General features: G+C 68.3%; 16 protein-coding genes. 4 read left to right on the forward strand and 12 right to left on the reverse strand.

The genetic code is table 11. The features are described 5' to 3' along the window. Positions 1 to 97 precede the first annotated feature (97 nt). The 8 genes from AC1C2S_RS04845 to AC1C2S_RS04880 all read right to left on the reverse strand — a co-directional run bounded on the left by AC1C2S_RS04845 (position 98) and on the right by AC1C2S_RS04880 (position 10,170). Positions 98 to 1,600, reverse strand: coding sequence for an MFS transporter (locus AC1C2S_RS04845; RefSeq protein ID WP_495351406.1), 1,503 nt, complete (start codon positions 1,598 to 1,600; stop codon positions 98 to 100). A gap of 56 nt (positions 1,601 to 1,656) precedes the next feature. Next, a complete protein-coding gene (locus AC1C2S_RS04850) occupies positions 1,657 to 3,033 on the reverse strand; it encodes a phytase (protein WP_495351407.1) in 1,377 nt (458 codons plus the stop codon). A gap of 79 nt (positions 3,034 to 3,112) precedes the next feature. Next, a complete protein-coding gene (locus AC1C2S_RS04855; protein ID WP_495351408.1) occupies positions 3,113 to 3,943 on the reverse strand; it encodes an aldo/keto reductase in 831 nt (276 codons plus the stop codon). Between the two features lie 109 nt (positions 3,944 to 4,052). Continuing rightward, on the reverse strand, positions 4,053 to 5,009 hold the full coding sequence (locus tag AC1C2S_RS04860) for a cyclase family protein (protein ID WP_495351409.1): 957 nt from the start codon (positions 5,007 to 5,009) through the stop codon (positions 4,053 to 4,055). Beyond that, a complete protein-coding gene (locus AC1C2S_RS04865) occupies positions 5,006 to 6,451 on the reverse strand; it encodes an APC family permease (protein WP_495351410.1) in 1,446 nt (481 codons plus the stop codon). Before AC1C2S_RS04865 ends, AC1C2S_RS04860 begins: the two co-directional genes overlap by 4 nt. 177 nt (positions 6,452 to 6,628) lie before the next feature. Continuing rightward, positions 6,629 to 7,420, reverse strand: a complete 792-nt coding sequence (locus AC1C2S_RS04870; RefSeq protein ID WP_495351411.1) for a slipin family protein — start codon at positions 7,418 to 7,420, stop codon at positions 6,629 to 6,631. A gap of 148 nt (positions 7,421 to 7,568) precedes the next feature. Continuing rightward, positions 7,569 to 8,750, reverse strand: a complete 1,182-nt coding sequence (locus AC1C2S_RS04875; protein ID WP_495351412.1) for a cystathionine gamma-synthase — start codon at positions 8,748 to 8,750, stop codon at positions 7,569 to 7,571. 52 nt (positions 8,751 to 8,802) lie between these two features. Continuing rightward, positions 8,803 to 10,170 (reverse strand): cystathionine beta-synthase, encoded by a 1,368-nt coding sequence (locus tag AC1C2S_RS04880; RefSeq protein ID WP_495351413.1) that lies wholly within the window; start codon positions 10,168 to 10,170, stop codon positions 8,803 to 8,805. A gap of 237 nt (positions 10,171 to 10,407) precedes the next feature. On the opposite strand from AC1C2S_RS04880, the gene AC1C2S_RS04885 reads away from it, so the two are divergent. Continuing rightward, positions 10,408 to 11,091: a thioredoxin-like domain-containing protein gene (locus tag AC1C2S_RS04885; protein ID WP_495351414.1), complete on the forward strand. Its 684-nt coding sequence runs from the start codon at positions 10,408 to 10,410 to the stop codon at positions 11,089 to 11,091. After that, complete coding sequence (locus AC1C2S_RS04890; protein ID WP_495351415.1) at positions 11,088 to 11,801, forward strand: DUF305 domain-containing protein; 714 nt, start codon at positions 11,088 to 11,090, stop codon at positions 11,799 to 11,801. Before AC1C2S_RS04885 ends, AC1C2S_RS04890 begins: the two co-directional genes overlap by 4 nt. Positions 11,802 to 11,838: 37 nt before the next feature. Here the strand turns inward: AC1C2S_RS04890 and AC1C2S_RS04895 are convergent, their stop codons facing one another. Continuing rightward, positions 11,839 to 12,393, reverse strand: coding sequence for a CGNR zinc finger domain-containing protein (locus AC1C2S_RS04895; protein WP_495351416.1), 555 nt, complete (start codon positions 12,391 to 12,393; stop codon positions 11,839 to 11,841). A gap of 95 nt (positions 12,394 to 12,488) precedes the next feature. Between AC1C2S_RS04895 and AC1C2S_RS04900 the strand changes: the two genes are divergently transcribed. Continuing rightward, the gene (locus AC1C2S_RS04900; RefSeq protein ID WP_495353193.1) at positions 12,489 to 13,085 is read left to right on the forward strand and encodes a LysE family translocator; all 597 of its coding nucleotides are present in this window, start codon (positions 12,489 to 12,491) and stop codon (positions 13,083 to 13,085) included. A gap of 43 nt (positions 13,086 to 13,128) precedes the next feature. On the opposite strand, the gene AC1C2S_RS04905 is transcribed toward AC1C2S_RS04900, so the two are convergent. Next, positions 13,129 to 15,255: an ABC transporter ATP-binding protein gene (locus AC1C2S_RS04905; protein WP_495353194.1), complete on the reverse strand. Its 2,127-nt coding sequence runs from the start codon at positions 15,253 to 15,255 to the stop codon at positions 13,129 to 13,131. Between the two features lie 335 nt (positions 15,256 to 15,590). On the opposite strand from AC1C2S_RS04905, the gene AC1C2S_RS04910 reads away from it, so the two are divergent. After that, a complete protein-coding gene (locus AC1C2S_RS04910; RefSeq protein ID WP_495351417.1) occupies positions 15,591 to 16,445 on the forward strand; it encodes an endonuclease domain-containing protein in 855 nt (284 codons plus the stop codon). A 357-nt stretch (positions 16,446 to 16,802) separates the two neighbouring features. On the opposite strand, the gene AC1C2S_RS04915 is transcribed toward AC1C2S_RS04910, so the two are convergent. Continuing rightward, positions 16,803 to 17,792 (reverse strand): carbohydrate ABC transporter permease, encoded by a 990-nt coding sequence (locus AC1C2S_RS04915; protein ID WP_495351418.1) that lies wholly within the window; start codon positions 17,790 to 17,792, stop codon positions 16,803 to 16,805. Next, positions 17,789 to 18,757: a carbohydrate ABC transporter permease gene (locus AC1C2S_RS04920; RefSeq protein WP_495351419.1), complete on the reverse strand. Its 969-nt coding sequence runs from the start codon at positions 18,755 to 18,757 to the stop codon at positions 17,789 to 17,791. The genes AC1C2S_RS04915 and AC1C2S_RS04920 overlap by 4 nt, the downstream gene beginning before the upstream one ends. Between the last annotated feature and the right edge of the window lie 67 nt (positions 18,758 to 18,824).

Raw genomic sequence — 18,824 nt, forward strand, 5'->3', positions numbered from 1 at the left:
CGCTTCCCGCGCATTCGGATCGTGTGACAGTCACATGGGGGGCGTCGCCCGCGCGGAACTCAGCCCGGAGCCTGCACGTCGGCGCCCGGCACGGCGCTCATGACACGACGGATGCCTCGGCGCTCGGCCGCACGCGCGACGCGAGCACCACCGCCACGAGTGCGATCACGACGGTCACAGCGAAGTCGGCGGTGAACGCGCCGCCCACGATCGCGCTCGTCACGAGGGCCGTGACGGCGAGGGCGACGGATGCCCCAAGCGACTCGCCGATCGACAGCGCCGCGCTGTTGAACCCCTGCGCCGAGACCGGCGAGAGCTTCAACACCGCCACCGAGAATCGCGGATACATGAAGCCCATGGCGCCGCCCGCGAAGGTCCACGCGACGAATGCGATCGCGGGCGTCAGGGTGAATGCCGCGACGAGCAGCACGATCGCCAGCGACACCGTGAGCAGCGCGGCACCGATCTGTACCGCCTGCGTGTTCGACACACGGTCGCCGAGTCGGCCCTGCAGCCACGACGCGGCAGCCCAGCTGACGCCCGCGCCGGTGAGCACCGCCCCGGCGAGGCTGGGTGAGAAGTCGTATCGCTCGATGAAGAGGTACGGCAGGTAGATCTCGGAGCCGAAGAATGCACCGGCGACGATGAGCCGGAGCAGCACGGTGGCCGGCATGCCGCGCGCGGCACGCAACGTGCCGGCGGGCAGCAGCGGTCGCACGGCCACGGCGACGAGCACGATGGCGACGACGGCGATGACCCAGCGCCACGGCTCCCCGACCTCCTTCGAGAGCGAGAGTGCGAGCGCGGCCGCGGCGGTGAGCACCGACCAGCCGACGCGCGCGAGGCTCCAGCGCACCGAGGCGTCGCCCTGCACCTGGTCGCGAACCCGGAGCATCGGCCGCAGCATCATCGCGGCCGCCGGCACCATCAGCACGATCACGCCGAGGAACACCCAGTGCCAGCTGATCGCCTCGGCGACGACGCCCGCGAGCGCCGGCCCGACGATCGAGGGAATGACCCACGCCGCAGCGAAGCCCGCGAAGACGCGCGCCCGCAACACCTCGGGGTAGACCCGACCGACGATGACGTAGAGGGGCACGATGACCGCGGCACCCGCGAGCCCGTGCACGAAGCGCCCGACGATGAACACCTCCATGTTCACGGCGGTGCCCGCGATCACGAGGCCGATCACGAACAGCACCGCCGCCGTGACGAGCGACGGGATCGGCCCCGACCGGTCGGTCCAGTTGCCCGCGAGCACCATGCCGATGATGCCCGCGGCGAGCGGCACCGCGAACGCGAGCGCGAAGAGCGACTCGCCGTCGAGCTGTTCCGCCACGAGCGGCATGATCGTCGTGACCGCCATCGCCTCGAACGCCGCGAGGAAGATCAGCGAGAACATGCCGATCGAGAGCCAGCGGTAGGGCAGCGCCAGCGGCCCACTGGCCGGCACCGGCGATTTGGCAGCGGTGGATGCCTCGGCCGACGCCCCTCGCGAAGCATCGGAATCATCTGCGGTCGAAGTCGGTGTCGGTGTCTCGGCGGTCGGTGTCGGCGTCTCGGCGGTCGGTGTCGGCGTCTCGGCGGTCGGTTCGGTCACTCTGTCGAGCCTACGACTTCAAGCGGACTTGAACTCAAGTCGCGCCACCGTGTCCGCTACCGGAATCGCGGGTCGTTGCGCTCGGCCGTGCTCACCTTCAGGTGCAGCGCCGCCGCGATGTCCTCCCATGCGACATACGAGAAGTTCGTGGCGTCGCGTTCGCGGTCGACACCGGCGCCCGTCTCGGGTTCGTCGTGCGTGACGAGCAGGCCGCGGGTGAAGCCGCCGACGGGGCGGTTCGTGACGGCGAGCCCGTCGGACCCGTTGATCTCGTCGGCTCCATCGACCCCATCGATCCTGAATGTGCCGACGAACCGGTTGCGCCCCTGCCGCTCGTAGACCGAGAAGGTGTCGTCGCCCTGGCTCGAGACGATGAGGTAGCCGGTCGCGCCCGGGCCGTAGTAGAGGTCGAGCCCCTCGGCATCGGCTTCGAGTGCCGAACCGCCGAAGCCCTCATCTTCTGGGTCGACCGGCGCGCACTCCTCGGTCTCGGGGTCGTAGACGTCGTGGATGCCGAAGTCCTTCACCCGGTCGATGAGGGTCGGCTCCCCCGAGCCGAACGGCAGCTGCAGGCGCCAGAGACCGACGTCCTCCTGTCCGGCGTAGAGCACGCCGGTGCGCTGGTCGACGGTGAGTCCCTCGAGGTGCGGTTCGATGCCGGGTTCGTCGCACGGCGTCCACGTCGTGCCGTCGGGCAGGGGGAACGACGCGGGCATCATGGTCGTCGTGACATCCGTGTACCCGAGCTCGCCGTCGAGGTCGACGAGACGAGCCGTCGCGAGAGTCGTCGCGCCCTCCTGCGTGACGACGGCGTGAGCCTCGCCCCCGGCTTCCGGCTGCCAGATCGCGAGGCCGTAGGCCGTGTGCTCCTCGTCGACCGTCGCACGGTCGACGCTGAAGAGGAACGGCTGCTCGGCCGCGGTCACCTCGACGAGCGGCGTGGCCGCGGCGTCGCCCGCGGGGTCGATCGCGAAGAAGCGCAGCTGGTCGTTGTACCGGTCCGACACGACGGCGACGTCGACGGTGTCACCGCCCAACTCGATGCCGTACGCGATGTCGACGTTGTTGTAGCGGCCCGCCGCGCCGTCGGCGCGGGGCGCGACGCTCGCGGGCAGCGACTGCAGTTCGCTCGAGTCGAGGTCGTAGACGCGCAGACCACCCTCTTTGGCGGTGACGATCACGATCGAGGCGTCGTGGTCGCCCGGGTGCACCCAGATCGCCGGATCGTCGCCGACCGCGTTGCCGCCGAGCTCATCGTCGTAGAGCACCGGCGTCTCGTTGTCGGTCGTGACGACGGCCGGCTCCGGGGCGGCGCCGTGGCCGCCACGAGCCGCGGTCGAGGTGCCCGGGGCCGCCGAGGCGACCGTCGGTGCAGCGAGCAGAAGCACGGTGGCAACGGATGCCGCGACGGCACCCCTCAGCAGTGAGGTCATGCGTCAGAGGCTCACGGATGCAGCGGAACGGCGCGTGACCGCACGATGAACGCCGGCGGAACGAGCGTGAGGCCGCGCCTCAGAACTCTTCGTGCGTGTCGGGGTCTGCGCCCCAGATGCGCCCGCGGGAGAGCGACGAGATGGCGTCGACCTCTTCGGTCGTGAGCGTGAACCCGAAGACGTCAAGGTTCTCACGTCGGCGCGCGGCATCCGACGACTTCGGAATCGGCACCGACTCGAGTTCCACGTGCCAGCGCAGCACCGCCTGCGCCGGCGAGACGCCGTGGGCGGCGGCGATCTCGGCGATGACCGGCTCTTCGAGGAGTTCGGTGCGGCGGGCGAGCGGGCTCCAGCTCTCGGTGCGGATCTCGTGCTCGTCGTGGAAGGCGCGCAACTCCCGCTGCGGGAAGTACGGGTGCAGCTCGACCTGGTTGACGACGGGCACGACGCCGGTCTCGTTGATGAGGCGGCTGAGCTGCGCCGGGGTGAAGTTCGAGACGCCGATCGCGCGCACGAGTCCCTTCTCGCGGAGCGAGACCATCGCCCGCCAGCTGTCGACGAACTTGTCGATGCGCGGCAGCGGCCAGTGGATGAGGTACAGGTCGACCCAGTCGAGGTCGAGGCGGGAGCGCGACTCCTCGAAGCTCGCGATGGTCTCGTCGAAACCGTGATGACGGCCCGGAAGCTTCGTCGTGATCACGAGGTCGCTGCGATCGACGTCGGTGCGGCGGATCGCCTCGCCCACGACCTCTTCATTGCCGTAGTTGTACGCCGTGTCGATGAGGCGATAGCCATCGGCGATGGCACCGGTGATGGCGTCGATGCCTGTCTGATCGTTGAGACCGTAGGTGCCGAACCCGAGTGCCGGGATGGTGTTGCCGTCGCGGAGGGAGTACTCGGGTGCGATCATCTGTCCATCCTCACGCACTCGCGGGATGGTGCCAACACTCCGACCCGGTGGATTCGGTCGATTCGGCCGATTCGCGGCTTCTGAGGGGTGGGAAGGTGCGCCGGCGCCGCTACGACGAGACCGGAAGCTCCGCGAAGGCGCGCACCGGGAAGGTGCCGAAGCCTGCGACGCGAGGTGGCACCGCCGTGAACCGTGCCCCGCGGGGCGGCACGTCGGCCAGCGCGGTGAGGTGCTCCACCACGTGGATGCCCGCCGCGAGCAGGATCGAGTGCGCCGGCCGCTCGCCGCCGGACTCGGTGTCGTCGATGTTGAGCGAGTCGATGCCGACGATCGCGACTCGGGCGTCGGCGAGGTGCTGCGCGCCGGCCTCGGTGAGGAACGGCGACCCTTCGGCGTACTCGGGTCGGCCGAAGTGACGGCTCCAGCCGGTGTGCAGCAGCACGGCCGTGCCGGCGAGGTCACGGTCGAAGAAGACCTCGGCGGGGATGCCGCGCTCGGCGGCATCCGTCAACCTGAACACCTCGGCCGGGATGCCGACGAGCGTCTCGAGCGACAGGCTCGCGAGGTCACCGCCCTCGGCGTAGCGGTGGAAGGGGCTGTCGAGGTAGGTGCCCGTGTTGCCGATCATCGTGATGACGTCCATCGCGAACTCCGTGCCCTGTGCGTAGCGTTCGCGCGACTCCTCGCGCGTGAGATGCGGCGTGATCGTCGGCGCGGGAAGGCCGGGATAGGTCACGAGGCCCGCGCTGATCGTGTGGCTGAGGTCGACGAGCCGGCCGCGCCGCGTGACATCGAGCCGATCGGATGCCGCTGCGCCCGTCTTACTCGCAGGCCCACCTGCATCGGCCACGCCACGAGACCCGCGGTGCGCTTCTTCGACGATCTCGAGGTTGGAGAGTTCGATGCTTCCGACGAGCGCGAGGCCGAGGTGACGCACGAGGAGCTCGGCGATCTCTCCCTCGGTGAGCTCGGCCGACGGCACGTCGAGTCGGAATGCCTCGGCGCGAAGGCCTCCCCCGTTGACGAAGTCGATCTGGGCGTCGAAGCGGGCTCTGTAGTCGGTCACCAGGGTTCCTCTGCGGTCGGGGTCGCAGTCGCGGTTGCAGTCGCGGTTGCGGTCGTGGTCGTGGTCGTGGTCGGCGTGAGCGCGCGCCGCGTCGGCGTGCGCACTCGGCGAACGATCGTCACGATGACGGCGGCGAGCGCGAGCACGAGCGGCACGACGAGGTTCGCCCAGGCGAGCACGAGGAGCCCGGCGGTCATGACGGTCGCGACGACCGCGAGCCACCAGCCGAACGACCAGCGGCGCAGCAGCAGGGTCGCGGCGAGCATGCCCACGGCGTAGATCGCGACCATGTTGCTCGTGTGGATGAGGATGAAGCCGGTGAGGTCGAGGTCGTTGAGCAGCATGAGCCCGAAGTAGACGACGATGAGCACACCCGTGAGCGCGAGGGCACGGCGCGGCACCTCGCCGTCGGCCGCCCCTTTCGCGAAGAACCGTGGCAGGTCGCCGTCGCGCCCGAGCGCGGCACCGAGCTTGCCGAAAGCGGGGAGGTACGCGTTCATCACGCCGACCGTGACGATCGCGGCGATGATCGCGACGAGCACCGGCCCGATGCCGGGCGCGGTCGTCTCGACGAGGTCGAGCAGGGGCACCTGCCCGTTGCCGGCACGATCGCCGAGCACTGCGACGGTGACGAATTGCAGCGCGAGGTAGCCCGCGCCCACCACGACGACGGCGATCGCCGTCGCGAGCGGGATCGTGCGCCGTGGGTTCTTGAACTCGCCGGCGAGGTGGGTGCCGACCTCCCAGCCGGCGAACGCCCAGACGAAGAGGCTGATCGCGATGCCGACCCCTCCCCAGCCGTTGGGCAGGAACGGCTCGAAGTTGGCGGCGTCGACCGCCGGGAACGTGACCGCGACCACACCGACCACGACGGTGATCAAGAGCCCGGTGAGCACGAACTGCACCCAGCCGGCGACGCGGATGCCGAACCAGTTGGCGATGAACGGCGGCACGAAGACCGCGAAGCCGATGATCGGCACTGCCGCACGATCGACGCCGAGCACGGCGACGACGTACTCGCCGCCGAGGATCGCGAGCACCGGCGCACCCACGCACACGCCGAAGAAGAACCAGTAGCCCGCCATGCGTGCTGCGGTGCCGCCGAGCGCACGTCGCACGTAACTGGCGACCCCGCCTGCGTCGGGGTAGCGCGAGGCGAGCGCCGCGAAGGTGCCGGCGAGCGGGATGGAGAGCACGAGCACCGCAGCCACAGCGACGATCGAAGCGGGGCCGGCGGCCGCGGCTGCGAGCCCTGGGAGCACGAGAATGCCCGTGCCCAGCACGCTCGCGATGTACAGCGCGGTGCCCTGCACGAGACCGAGGGTGCCGCGGTGCGGGTGCGGGGCGGAAGCGGCGCCGGTCGGCTCGCCGGCCGGCGTACCGACGGCAGCTCCGACGGGGGCTGCGGTGCCGGCCGCCACGGAGGTATCGTTCGAAGTCACCAGCTCATTCTGGAGCATCCCACCGACCGTCATCGCTGGCAGCCCTGACATGCTCCGACGATAAACTGCCAAAGCGGGAAGTACTCGCGGGATCGTCGTCCGCGCGCCCCAACGAGCTCGCCCGCCGACTCGCACACGAGAACTGCGGGCGAGGCGTCGCGCGCCGCCCGCACCGTGTCAGTGCCCGCCCACCTGAGCGACGGCCGCCTCGCGATCGATGAAGTTCGTCAGCTCGCCGATCGAGGTCATGAGCGGTGCCGGGAAGAGCACGAGCGTGTTCTTGTCGACGCCGACTTCGACGAGCGTCTGCAGGGTGCGCAGTTGCAGGGCGAGCGGATGCGCCATCATCGTGTCCGATGCGACCCCGAGCTGCGCGGCGGCAAGCGACTCCCCCTCGGCCGCGATGATCTTCGCCCGCTTCTCGCGCTCGGCCTCGGCCTGCTTGGCCATCGCCCGCTTCATCGAGTCGGGCAGCAGGATGTCCTTCAGCTCGACGAGCGTGACCTCGACGCCCCACTCGACCGTCGTGACATCCAAGATCACCCGGATGTTGGCGTTCAACGTCGCCGTCTCGGCAAGCGTCTCGTCGAGATGGTGCTGGCCGACGACCTTGCGAAGCGTCGTCTGGGCGATCTGGTCGATGGCCGACGTGACGTTCTCGATCGCGATCACCGACTTCACGGGCTCGACGACGCGATAGTAGGCGACGGCCGAGACCCCCACCGTCACGTTGTCCCTCGTGATGATGCCCTGCGACTGGATGGGCAGGGTCACGATGCGCAGTGACACCTTGGTCATCACGTCGACGATCGGAATGATGAAGCGGATGCCGGGATCGCGCACGTTGTGCAGCCGGCCGAATCGCAGCACCACGCCGCGCTCGTACTGCTTCACGATGCGCACCGACATGAAGAAGAGGATGATCGCGGCGATGCCGACGACGATCAGGGTGACGGTGAGAGCAACCATGAGGGCTCATCTCCTGCGGCGCCGGTGACGTGCCGCGCGCCTACCTCTATTCTCCCACTGTTCCACGACCCTTTGCCGCGTGACGGCGCTGTGCGACGCCCGTCACGCCGCAAAAGGTCGTGGGCGACGCGTGCGAGAGCGGATGCCGCTACAGGCGCGCGAGCGCCCCGTCGATGTCGGCGAGCAGATCGGCGACGTCTTCGATGCCGACCGAGAGACGCACGATCGACTCGGGCACCTCCGCCTCGGTGCCCTTCACCGAGGCGTGCGTCATCGCCGAGGGGTAGTTGACGAGCGACTCGACGCCGCCGAGCGACTCGGCGAGCTGGAACAGCTCGGTCGACTCCGCGAATCGTCGTGCCGCCACGGCACCCCCGGTGAGCGCGATCGACAGCATGCCGCCGAAGCCAGACATCTGCCGGGCGGCGAGCTCGTGTCCGGGATGCGACTCGAGCCCCGGGTAGTACACACGCTCGACACCCGCGTGACCCTCGAGACGCTCCGCGATCGCGAGGGCGTTCCGGCTGTGCCGCTCCATGCGCACGCCCAGTGTCTTGATGCCCCGCGAGGTGAGGAACGCATCGAACGGCCCCGAGACCGCCCCCGCCGCGAACTGGGTGAACGTCACCCGCTCGGGCAGGTCGGCGAACTCGGCTCGACCGGCGCCCGTCTCCGAGCCGAACACGAGCGCGCCGCCGACGACATCGGAGTGGCCGCCGAGGTACTTCGTCGTCGAGTGCACGACGACGTCGGCGCCGAGTGCGAGCGGCTGCTGCAGCGCGGGTGACGCGAACGTGTTGTCGACGACCACGAGCACACCGGCCTCACGACCGAGCTCGGCGAGCGCCGCGACATCCGAGATCTTCATGAGGGGGTTCGACGGCGTCTCGACCCACAGCACCTTCGTGCCGGGCTCGATCGCCCCGCGCACCGCATCGAGGTCGCTCGTGTCGACGGTCGTGTGCCGCACGCCCCATGCGCCGTGGATCTGGCGAATCAGCCGGTGCGTGCCGCCGTACACATCGTTGCCGATGACGACATGATCGCCGGGCACGAGCACGGTGCGCAGCAGGGCGTCTTCTGCCGCGAGGCCCGACGCGAACGACAGGCCGCGTGCGCCGCCCTCGAGTGCCGCGAGCTGGGTCTCGAGCGCCGTGCGGGTCGGATTGCCGCCGCGCGAATACTCGTAACCGCCGCGCAGGCCGCCTATGCCGTCTTGCACATACGTCGACGTCGCATAGATGGGCGGGATGACCGCGCCGGTGGTCGGGTCGAACTCCTGCCCGGCGTGAATCGCGCGGGTGTCGAAACGAGCGTCGTCGTGAAGCATGTGCGGGTGGTTCCTTGCGTCGGTTACGGCGGTCAGACCGAGCGTGCGGCCGTCAGGCCGAGAGGTAGCTGAGCAGGTCGGTACGGGTGACGACGCCGAGAGCCTTGCCGCCATCGGTCACGAGCATCGCGGGCGCCGCCCCGAACGCAGAGCGAGCGGATGCCACGGGCTCATTGACCCCGATGAGCGGCAGCGATTCGCCCACCACGCTCGAGACCTTGTCGGTGAGCTTCGCCTGGCCCGAGAACACGAGGTCGAGCAGCGTCTCTTCGTTCAGCGCACCGAGCACCTCGCCCAGCACGACGGGCGGCTCGGCGGTCAGCACGAGCAGCTGCGAGACACCGGTCTCGGTCATGCGGTCGATCGCCTCACGCACGGTGTCGTTCGGGTGCACGTAGACGAGGGGTGCCGTGCGGTCGGCCTTCGCCGCGAGCAGTTCGGCGATCGTGTGGCCGGCGGGGGCGTTCGAGAAGCCGTAGGCGCGCATCCACTTGTCGTTGAAGATCTTGCCGAGGTAGCCGCGACCCCCGTCGGGCAGCAGCACTACGAACACATCGTCGGGGCCGGCGGATGCCGCGGCCTTGAGCGCCGCGACGACGGCCATGCCGCTCGAGCCGCCGACGAGCACGCCCTCTTCACGAGCGAGCCGGCGGGTCATGTCGAACGACTCCGCGTCGGAGACGGCGATGATCTCGTGCGGCACCGCGGGGTCGTACGCCGACGGCCAGAAATCCTCGCCGACACCCTCGACGAGGTACGGACGGCCGGTGCCGCCCGAGTACACCGAGCCTTCAGGGTCGGCGCCGATGATGCGCACCCGATCTTCGGACACCTCACGCAGATACCGCCCGGTGCCGGTGATCGTGCCGCCCGTGCCGACGCCGGCGACGAAATGGGTCACCTTGCCCTCGGTGTCGCGCCAGATCTCGGGGCCGGTCGTCTCGTAGTGCGAACGCGGCCCGTTGGGGTTGGAGTACTGGTCGGGCTTGAACGCCCCCGGGATCTCACGGGCGAGCCGGTCGGAGACGCCGTAGTACGACTCGGGGCTGTCGGGCGCGACCGCGGTCGGCGTCACGACCACCTCTGCGCCGTACGCGGTGAGCACGTTGCGCTTGTCTTCGCCGACCTTGTCGGGGCACACGAACACGCAGCGGTAGCCGCGCTGCTGCGCGATGAGCGCGAGCCCCACCCCGGTGTTGCCAGAGGTCGGTTCGACGATCGTGCCGCCGGGCTTCAGCTTGCCCTCGCGTTCGGCCGCGTCGATGATGCGGGCCGCGATGCGGTCTTTCGATGAGCCGCCGGGGTTCAGGTATTCGAGCTTGACCAGCACCGTGGCATCCGTCACCCCCTTCGTGACGTGCTGCAACTTCACGAGAGGAGTGTCACCGACGAGATCGACGATGGATTCTGCGTACTTCATGCTGGTGTCCTAGCTGGTCGGCTCGATCCGCGTCGTGGGCGGACGAGAGCGGCGAACGATCGGGCGTGCGGGGTCGGTCTTGTCGGCGTCAGCGACAACACAGCGCGAGGATCACGAAGCCACTCTATCGGCTCGTACGATCGAGTCGAAGAGACGAGTGGATGCCGCGATCAGGGTGTTCTCCCAGCGCATGCGTTCGTATGATTGAACCGACAACCTTTCGAGAGAGGCCAACGCGTGAGCGCGACCCCGCCCGTTCCCCCCGCAGTCAAGAAGCAGCTGTCGATCAAGCAGCAGCGCGCCGAGGAGCGCGCGCGCAAGCTCGAGGAGTTCCGGAAGCGTGAGGCCCGCACCAAGCGCAACCGCCGCATCGGCATCTGGTCGGCCGTCGTCGGCGGCGTCGCCGTCGTCGGGCTGCTCGTCGCGGCGATCGTGCTGACCCCGCAGCCGGTCTCGTACAGCGCTGGCGGCGATGGCACCGAGATCGAGGGTGTCGAGACGTTCGACAACCCCGCCGGCCACGTCGAGGGCACCGTCGACTACGCCCAGACCCCACCCGCGGGCGGCGAGCACAACCAGATGTGGCTGAACTGCGGCGTCTACGAGCAGCCCGTGCCGAACGAGAATGCCGTGCACTCGCTCGAGCACGGCGCGATCTGGGTGACCTACGACTCCGAGCTGCCCGCCGGCGAGCTCGAAGCGCTCAAGAAGCACCTGCCATCGACGTACGTCGTGCTCTCCCCCTTCGAAGACCTCCCCTCGCCGATCGTCCTGAGCGGCTGGAACACGCAGCTCGCACTCGACAGCGCCGACGATGCGCGCATCCCCGCGTTCTTCGAGGAGTTCTGGAAGAGCCAGAACGTGCCCGAGCCCGGTGCGGCCTGCACGGGCGCATACGACGCGCCCGGCAAGGTGTCGTGACCGCCGGCGAGACTGCTGGTGGGTCCGCCGGCCCCGAGCCGCGTCGCGGCGGACGGGTCGCGGTCATCGTCGTGGCATCCATCGCCGTCGTCGTCGTCGCGATCGCGGCATTCTCGATCGGCCGGCTCTCGACGCTCGCCGAGCCGACGCCGACCGACAGGAGCGCCGAAGCGGGGTTCGCCCGCGACATGCAGGTGCACCACCTGCAGGGCGTCGAGCTCGCGATGATCGTGCGCGACGGGACCGACGACGCCGAAGTGCGCCTGCTCGGCTACGACATCGCGACGACGCAGGCCCAGCAGGCCGGGCAGATGTACGGCTGGCTCGCCGCATGGGGCCTCTCGCAAGCCGGCAGCGAACCGTCGATGACGTGGATGACCCGGCCCGCCGCCGACGGCGCGACCGGGCATGGCGAGCACACCGCCGATGCCGGCGACTCGGCCGCCCACGCACCGGGCGCGCCGATGCCCGGCCTCGCGACGCCCGCCCAGGTCGAGGAACTGCGCGGACTCACCGGGGTCGAAGCCGAACGACGCTTCCTCGAGCTCATGATCGCCCACCACCAGGGCGCGGTCGAGATGGCGGATGCCGCGCTCGCGCGCTCCTCGAACGACGTCGTCGTCGCGCTCGCACGCTCGATCGTCGACAGCCAGACCGCGGAGATCGAGCTCATGACCGGGATGCTCGCGGATCGCACGCCGGCCGGGTAGCGGGCGTCGTTCGACGTCACCGTCGAGAACTCAGCGCTCAGTGGGCGCGGGCAGCGGGCTTCGCCGAACGCGCACGATGCCTGCGGACGGCATCTCGATTCGCGCAGCGCACCGAGCAGTACCGTTGGCGGCCGTTGCGGGTCACGTCGACCACGACATTGCTGCACGGGTCGCCCGCAGTGCGCCCCGCTGCGCATCTGCTCAACCGCTGCATGCCGCGGGTACTGAGGTGCAGCGCGGTTCCGACGCTGATCACGGCAACCATGACCTCCGGAAGCGGCTGATCGAGATCGCGATAGTGCAGGTGCCAGCCTTCGCTGTCGTGGTCGGTCAGGCGCGGGTATGCGGCGGCAAAGGCCATCTGGGCATTCAGTCGTCGTGAACGGTTCTGGGAATCGGGTTCGTCGACCACCGAGAGCCATTCGTCGACGACACGCCGGGTCAGCGAATGGTCGTCATCGGCGACGGGGAAGTCCATGGTCATGCCGAACTCGCGCGTGCGGTCGACGATGCCATCGCGGTCTTCCGGCCAGTCATTGGCCAGGGATGCAGCGAGCAGTACGGCGTACTCGCCGTAAGGGTTGAGATGCATAGCGACATTACATCATCGTTGACGCCATGATGATGTTCTTCGGAAGTGCCGTCTCCCTGGTGGCGGCGGGCGGCATGGCACTGACCGCCCTCGGAATGGTCCTCACACCCGGCCCGAACATGGTGTATCTCGTCTCGCGAAGCGTGAGCCAAGGGAGGCGGGCGGGAATGATCTCACTCGGAGGCACCGCAGCCGGCTTTCTGATCTACCTGACGATGGCGAACCTCGGGCTCGCGATCGTGTTCGTCGCCGTGCCATGGCTGTACACCGGCCTGAAGATCGCCGGAGTCCTCTACCTGATCCACCTCGCGTGGCAAGCGCTCAAACCAGGCGGACACGGCCCGTTCGAGGTGCGGCCCCTGTATCGGGATTCTCCCTCGACGCTGTTCCGGGTCGGTCTGCTCACCAACCTCTTGAACCCGAAGACCGCCGTCATGTACCTCGCGCTCATCCCCCAGTTCATCGACCCGAGTCACGACGGAACGACCGCGCAAGGCTTCATCCTCGGTGCGATCCAGATCGTCGTGAGCATGGCGGTGAACGCAGTGATCATCCTCGGCGCAGGCTCCATCTCGGGCTTCCTCTCCCGGCGGCCGAGCTGGACGAAATGGCAACGGCGCGTCACCGGCTCGATGCTCGGAGCAGTGGCAGTTCTCCTGGCGCGAGAAGTACCCGAGCGAGCACAGGCCTGACCCGGCCCGAGGCGGCCGGCTCGCTTCGGCCGGCCGGATCGACTCAGTTCTCCAGCACCGGCCGTTCCTCCTGCTGGCGGTACAGCGAGGCGTAGACGCCTTCGACGCCGACGAGTTCGGCGTGCGTGCCCTGCTCGACGATGCGGCCGGCGACGACCACGAAAATCACGTCGGCGCCCACCACCGTCGAGAGGCGGTGGGCGATCGCGATGGTCGTTCGACCGCGAGCGGCGTCGTCGAGCGCCTGCTGCACGACCCGCTCCGAGATCGTGTCGAGCGCGCTCGTCGCCTCGTCGAGCACGAGCACCGCCGGATCTTTCAGCAGCACCCGCGCGATCGCGATGCGCTGCTTCTCGCCGCCGGAGAGGCGGTAACCGCGTTCGCCCACCACGGTGTCATAGCCGTCGGGGAACGAGGCGATCGTCTCGTGGATGTTCGCGGCGCGCGCCGCGGCCTCGAGTTCGGCATCAGAAGCATCCGGTTTCGCATACCTCAGGTTCTCGCCGATCGTCGCGTGGAAGAGGTAGGTCTCCTGACTGACGATGCCGATGTGCGAGATGAGCGATTCCTGCACGAGATCGCGCACGTCGACACCGGCGAAGCGCACGGCACCGGCGGATGCCTCGTACAGCCGTGGCACGAGATACGACACCGTCGTCTTGCCCGCGCCCGAGGGACCCACGAATGCTGCGAACTGGCCTGGCTCGATCGTGAAGCTCACCCGATCGAGCGTGGGGCGGGAGTCGTCGTCGGCGTCGGGGTAGCGGAACGAGACCTCGTCGAACTCCACGCGTCCGAGCATCCCGCCCGCATCCGTCGGTCGAGTAGCGCCCGACGCACCCGCATCCGTCGGTCGAGTAGCGCCCGACGCACCCGCATCCGTCCGTCGAGTAGCGCCCGACGAACCCGCATCCGTCGGTCGAGTAGCGCCCGACGAACCCGCATCCGTCCGTCGAGTAGCGCCCGACGAAGGAGGACGCGTATCGAGACCCCCTGCCGACAGCACGATCGCATCGGGCTTGTCGGTGATCGCCGGCTTCAGGTCGAGGTACTCGAAGATTCGGGCGAACAGCGCACTCGAGGTCTGCAGGTCGAGCGCGACCCTCATGAGCCCCATGAGCGGGAACAGCAGGCGCGCCTGCACGGTCGTGAATGCGACGATCGTGCCCGCCGTGACATCCGCGACGCCGCCGGTGACGAGCCAGCCCGCGACCAGGTAGACGATCGCGGGAATCGACGACATGAAGATGTTGACCATCGCGAAGAACCACTGGCCCGTCATCTGCTGCCTGACCTGCAACTGGATCTGGTTCTGGTTCTCGTCGGCGTAACGCTCGATCTCGCTCTTCTGCCGAGTGAAGCTCTTCGACAGCAGGATGCCGGATACCGATAGCGTCTCTTGCGTGATCGCCGTCATCTCCGACAGCGACTCCTGCGTCTTGCCCGCGATGCGCGCCCGCACCTGGCCGACTCGGCGCTGGGCGATGACCATGAACGGCATCAGCACGAGCGCGATGATCGTGAGCTGCCAGTTGAGGATCAGCATCGCGATGAACGCCGAGATCACCGTGACCGTGTTGCCGAGCACGCTCGAGACGGTGTTCGTCAGCACGCCGGCGACGCCGCCGACATCGTTCTGCAGCCGCGACTGGATGACGCCCGTCTTCGTGCGGGTGAAGAAGCTGAGCTCCATCGCCTGCAGGTGCGTGAAGAGCCGCACGCGCAGCGCACCCATGACCTTGTTGCCGATCGTCGCGGTCAGCCACGTCTGCCAGACCCCGAGCAGGGCCGAGACGATGTACACCGCGATCATCGCGACGACGAGCCACATGAGCACCGGCAGGTTCGGTCCGGATACCTCGCCGCTCGCGTCGACCGGGAACAGTCCATCGTCGAACGCTCGCTGGGTCAGCAGCGGCGGGATGATGGCGAGCCCCGCTCCGATGAGCACGAGCACGACCGTCGTGATGAGTGCGGGTTTGTGCGGGGCGAACAACTCGGAGATGCGGCGCAGCAGGTGCGGCACCCGCGGGGCCTCGGCATTCGCGACGCGCTGGGCCTGTTCATCGCCAGAGAACACGCGGCGCGAGCCGCCGCCTCCGCCTCCGCCGCCGCCACCTCCGCCGCCGCGACCTCCGCCGCCGCCGCCGCGAGGCGCTCCCCCGTGCATACTCATTTGTTCACCCTATTCCGCTCCCTCCCCCTCGAGCCCTCTCCCCTCCCCCTCGCACTCGAGCCCTCTCCCCCTCGCCCTCCCTCCCCCCTCGCCCTTCAGCAATTCAGGAGGGGAGGGGTGTCGCGCGCCATCCACCGCCGATTCGGCGAGCGACACGCCCTCCCGTCCTGAATTGCTGCGTGGGAGTGAGGGACTGCTGCGTGGGAGTGAGGGATTGCTGCGCGGGGAGGACGGCCAACCCGCCCTCCACAGCGATGCCGTGCGGCGAGACATCCACAGGTCGCCGTCTTCGAACCACGGATGCCTCGGCGCCGCGCTACTCAAGAGTGATGAATCCCATTCCACTCGTGCGTCGGCTCGGCGGTGTCGCGGAAACCCGCGAGCTCATCGCGCTCGGAATCGAGCCGCACGCACTGACTGCGGCGGTGCGCCGCGGCGGTCTCCTGCGTGTGCGTCGTGGGTGGTACGCGCTCCCCGAGACGAACACCCAGCTCCGGCAGGCGATTCGGGTCGGTGGCAGGCTCGCCTGCGTCTCGGCAGCGGCCCACTACGGCTGGGCGACACCGGAGCACCACGGGCTGCACGTCTGCGTCCCCGAGAACAGTTCGAGGCTCAGATCGCCGGCGAGCATCGGCGCGAGTGCCGCGCCCGCACTCGTGGTGCATTGGACGTCTCCACTGGCGGCTGTCGCCCGTCCGCGCCTCGTGACGGATCGCTTCGAGACCGTGACCCAGATCGTGAGTTGCCTGCCGCCCGAGTTCGCCATCGCCGCGTTGGACTCATTCCTGCACGACGACCCCGTCGGCAGCCGCGATCTCGAGAGCTGGTTGAGCACCTTGCCGGCCTGGCTGGTTCGCGAGCTTCCCGCCAGAAACGCGCTCTGTCACAGCTTTCTCGAGACGATCGGGCGCATCAGGCTCGAACAGGCCGGTATCACCGGCCAGCATCAGGTCGACTTCCCCGGCATCGGACGGGTCGACCTCGTCATCGGCGATCGGCTCGTCATCGAATGGGACGGCGGTACGCACCGAACTGCCGCGCAGCAAGACGAGGACTGCCGCAGAGACGCCCTGCTCGCGACCATGGGCTATCGCACGCTGCGTTTCTCCTATCGCCTTGTCATGGACGATTGGCACGTGGTGCTCGCGGCCGTGCGGGCCGCGCTCGCCGCCCCGGCGCTCTGAGCCGGGATCCGCCCTCAGGCGGGCCCTGCGGCCGCACGCACCAGCTGCAGTCGAACACCACCTCTGCCGTCGCAGCGTTCCTGCTTGCTCGTGGGCCGTGCAGCAATTCAGGCCGGGAGCGCGTGTCGCCCGTCAGCGGACGCCTCAGGACAGCGCGACACACCTCCCGTCCTGAATTGCTGCAGGTGAGGAGCAGATGAGGAGGAGGAGGACAGAGGAACAGAGGAACAGAGGAACAGAGGAGCAGCAGAGGAGCAGAGGAGCATGAGCGATGCGAAGGCCGGTCGGCACGACGGATGCCGCGAGCCTCCGCCCGCGGCATCCGTCGCCCCCTGCCCGTCTGCGACGTCGCTGGGCCTACCCCTTCGTGGAGCCGGCCAGGAGGCCGCGCACGAAGTAACGCTGCAGGCCGAAGAACACACCAAGCGGGATGATGATCGAGATGAACGCGGCGGCCGTCAGCCGCTGCCAGTCTTGACCTCTCGTGCCGACCATCTCCGCCAATCGCTGGGTGAGTGGTGCGACGTCTTGCGTGCCGCCCGAGAAGATCAGGGCGACGAGCAGGTCGTTCCACACCCAGATGAACTGGAAGATCGCGAACGACGCGAGCGCCGGGGTCGCGAGCGGCAGCACGATGCGGAAGAAGATCTGCCCGTGGGTCGCGCCGTCGACCCGCGCCGCCTCGATGACGTCGGACGGGATCTCGGAGATGAAGTTGTGCAGCAGGAAGATCGCGAGCGGCAGGGCGAACATCGAGTGCGCCAGCCACAACGGCAGGTAGTTCTGCTCGGGGATGATCGGCACGACGTCGTGCAGCCACGCCTGCATCGGACGAAGCCAGGTCGAGAAGATCTGCAGCAGCGGCACGAGCGCCATCTGCAGCGGGATGATCTGCAGCGCGAACACGAAGATGAAGAGCCAGTTCACCCACTTGAACCTGATCCAGGCGAAGGCATACGCCGCCATCGATGCGAACACGAGCGGAATCAACGTGGCGAGCAGCGCGATCGCGACCGAGTTGACGATGTACGCGCCGAGCTGCGGAGACGACGATGACGTCGAGAGGAGCACGTCGGCGTAGTTGTCGAGCGTGAAGCCCGGGTTCTGGAAGATCGTCCACCAGCCGGTGGTGCGAATGAGTTCAGCCGGCCGGAACGACGAGACGAGCAGCCCGAACGTCGGGATCGTCCAGACCACCGCGATGATGAGCGCGATGATCGTCGCCGTACGGGAGGTCAATCGCTTCTTGACCCGTGCGGTCTTGGTGCCGTACTCCGCCACCTCCGCGGACTCGATCGAGCCGAGCTTCTGGCCGGTCGGGAGGTCGGCGGGGGCGACGCTGCTCATCGGATCTCCCTCTGCTTGCGAAGCACATTGACGTTGTAGATGACGATCGGGAGCACCAGCACGAACAGGATCAGCGCGAGCGCCGAACCTCGACCCACTTCACTCGCGCGGAACGCCTGGGTGTACATCTCGTTCGCGATGACGCTCGTGTTGAAGTTTCCGGCGGTCATCGTGCGGACGATGTCGAAGACCTTCAGCGTGGCGATCGAGATCGTCGTGAGCACCACGACGAGCGCGCCCCGGATGCCCGGCACCGTCACGTTCAAGAAACGCTGCCAGCCGTTCGTGCCGTCGAGTTGTGCCGCCTCGATCTGCTCGGTCGGAACGCCCTTGATAGCCGCGCTGAGGAGCACCATGGCGAACCCGGTCTGGATCCAGATCATGACGACGATCAGCAGGATCGTGTTGATCGGGTCGGACTGCAACCACTGCACCGGTTCGCCACCGAAGGCGGTCACGATCGCATTCAGCAGGCCGATCTGCTCACGATCGCCCCCGCGGTATTCGTAGACGAAGCGCCAGATGACCCCCGCGCCGACGAAGGAGATCGCGATCGGCATGAACAGGATGACCTTGTAATAGCGCTCACCCCGCGATTTGTCGATGAATACGGCGTACGCGAGGCCGACGGCCGTCGAGATCGTCGGCACGAGCGCCACCCAGATGATCGTATTGATCAGCGTGCGGATGGCCGCGGGCTGCGTGAAGGTCCAGACGAAGTTGTCGAAGGTCCAGTCGCCGCTCGAATCCTGGAACGCCAAGAGGCTCGTGCGGATCGCCGGATACACCAGCCCGACCACGATGAAGAGCATCGCCGGCAGCAGGAACAACACGAGCTGCCAGTAGTCGCGGCCCTTCTTCGGGGCCTTGTCGATGAAGAAGATGAGGAGACCGACCACCGCGGCGAATATTGCGAGACCCATCACCACCTGGAGGAGCTTGCCGAGCAGATCGGCCGTGGTCATGGTGCCTCCCATGTTCTTCGTTGAAATCGGAGTCGTTCGTGAAGTCGGGTGACGAGGGGCGGGGTTG

The sequence above is a fragment of the Agromyces sp. Y782 genome (genome assembly GCF_059445405.1).